The sequence below is a fragment of the Modestobacter marinus genome, assembly GCF_019799945.1.
GTDB lineage: Bacteria > Actinomycetota > Actinomycetes > Mycobacteriales > Geodermatophilaceae > Modestobacter > Modestobacter marinus_B.
Genome location: NZ_JABGCH010000094.1, coordinates 1 through 1,694, shown reverse-complemented (window position 1 = coordinate 1,694; position 1,694 = coordinate 1). Strand labels below are relative to the sequence as shown.

The following is a 1,694-nucleotide window of genomic DNA, read 5'->3' as shown; positions in this document are numbered from 1 at the left end:
CCCGGGTTCCGCAGTTGGTAGGTCGACGTGGTCGCCGGATCCGGGGGTTGAGCTGCGGCGATGGGCATCAGGCCGTGTCGCGAGCGTGTGACTACACGTCTGGGATGTGCTGTCTGCGGCGTTCGCCCAGGTCAGGCAGGGTGCAGGGCGGTGATCCGGGGCGGCAGGGTGAGCTCGCAGGCGCGAAGAATGCCCTGCTGGGCGGTGGTGAGCTCGGTGGTCTGGGTGACCGTGCCGGTCGGCCCGGTGAGGGTGACGGCGTGCAGCCGGCCGAGCTCGCGAGCCAGGGCCGGCCAGGTCTGGCCGGTGCGCCGCTCGGCCACCCGGATGAGCAGCAGTGCCAGCCAGCACAGCAGCACGTGGGCGCGGATCCGCGGTTCCAGGCGGTGGTAGACCGGCCGCAGCTCCAGGGTGGACTTCAGGTCGCGGAAGCCGCGTTCGGCCTCGAGCAGGTTCTTGTAGCCCAGCGCGACGTCCTCGGCGGAGAGGTCGGGGTCGGAGGTGACCAGCAGGTACTTGCCGTCCAGCCGGGCCTCGGCGCGGATCTTGGTGGTGTCGAGGACCAGCCGGCCGCGGGCGTCTTGGCGTAGCCAGCGGCCCAGCGCCGGGTGGTCGCGCAGCGCGCACTCGGCGCGGGTGTGGCTGGTCAGCTCGGCCTCGCGGCGGCGGGTGGCGGCCGCGGTGGTGGGCTTGGTGGTGGTCAGCCGGGAGCGGGCCGCGGCGATCCGGGCCAGCTCGGCTCGGGTGCGTTCCACGGCGGCATCGCGCTGCGCGGCTTGACGGTCGGCCTCGTCGGGGTTGTGGCAGAGCACCCAGCGCAGTCCGGGGGCGGACTCGAGCCGCACCTCTTTGACCCGCAGGTTGTCCCGCACGGTCCGGTAGCGGCCCTGGCGGGCCAGCACCTGCTCGACGTGTGGGGTGCCGGCGCGCATCCGTTCCCCGGCGATGAAGTGCCCGCCGGCCCGGCGCAGGTAGTCCAGGTTCGCCGCGGAGGAGAACCCGCGGTCGACCACGGTGACCACCCGGCCCAGCCGCCAGGCCCGCAGGTCGTCCTTGACCTGCGGCAGGATCGCGGCGTCGTTGGTGTTGCCCGGCCAGCACCACACCCGCACCGGGATTCCCTCCCGGGTGACGGCCAGGCCGATGACAATCTGCGGCAGATCGGGCCGGGAGTCCTTGGAGTGGCCATACCGGCGAAACCCCGCCGCGCCGCCGGCCCCGCCGGGTTCCTCACCGCCGGCGGGCGTTCCGGCGTCCGAGGCGGCTGGGTCCTCGGTGTCGCGTTCGAAGTAGGTGCTGGTGGTGTCGAAGAACAGCAGGTCGACCTCGAGGTTGAGGAGGGTGGCCACGGCGAAGAACACCGCCTCCTGCACCCGGGCGTCGGTGTCGGCCTCGACCAGCAGGTCCATCGCCCGGTAGGCCTGATCCTCGGTCATCCCGGTCAGTCCCGGGATGGCCACGTCGCAGCTGGCCCACTCGGCGGTGGCCAGCTTGCTGGCCGGGGCCAGCGCCCGGTTGGCCACCAACGCGAACGCCACCCGCTCGACGTCGGTGCCGAACCGCCGCCCGCCGAGCACCTCGCGCAGCGCCTCGCCGATCCCGAGTTGCTGCCACAGCCCGTCCAGCAGCCACGCCCCGCCCGCCGGCCGGGAGTCGGTGATCGTCAGCCCGCCGCCGGGCTCGGCGCCGACCTG

1 protein-coding gene is annotated in these 1,694 nt (G+C 73.6%); it reads right to left on the bottom strand.

Annotated elements, in window-relative coordinates; translation table 11 throughout:
• Positions 1-131 precede the first annotated feature (131 nt).
• The coding region (locus HK417_RS24220; RefSeq protein ID WP_222273236.1) for an IS1634 family transposase at positions 132-1,694 on the bottom strand (1,563 nt) is incomplete at its 5' end.